The sequence below is a fragment of the Pseudomonas sp. RW407 genome, from assembly GCF_003176655.1.
GTDB classification, from domain to species: Bacteria; Pseudomonadota; Gammaproteobacteria; order Pseudomonadales; family Pseudomonadaceae; genus Pseudomonas; species Pseudomonas delhiensis.
Map to the genome: position 1 here is coordinate 1 of NZ_QGSL01000101.1, position 341 is coordinate 341.

A 341-nucleotide genomic window follows, 5' to 3' on the forward strand; every position below is an offset into this window, starting at 1 on the left:
GTCATTCATGAGCCGTAAACGCAGAACATTCGATGCCAGTTTCAAGCTGCAAGTCGTCCAGATGATCAAGGACCAGGGCCTGAGCATTACGCAGGTCTGCCGAGATATGGGCCTGGGAGAGACGGCAGTTCGCCGCTGGGTTCAGCAATACGAAGCCGAGCTGTCGGGACAGGCGGGAGTGGGTAAGCCGCTGACACCCGAGCAGCAGCGGATTCGTCAGTTGGAGGCCGAGAATCGCCAATTGAAGCAGGACAACGACCTGCTAAAAAAGGCTTCGGCCTTCTTTGCCCGCGAACTGAAGTGATTTACCGATTGATCGCTCAGCAGCAGAAGAAGGTCGG

The 341-nt window shown here is 56.3% G+C and carries 1 pseudogene; it reads left to right on the forward strand.

Annotated elements, in window-relative coordinates:
- Positions 1-7: 7 nt before the first annotated feature.
- Positions 8-341: pseudogene (locus DK254_RS16870) on the forward strand (transposase); the annotation flags it as partial.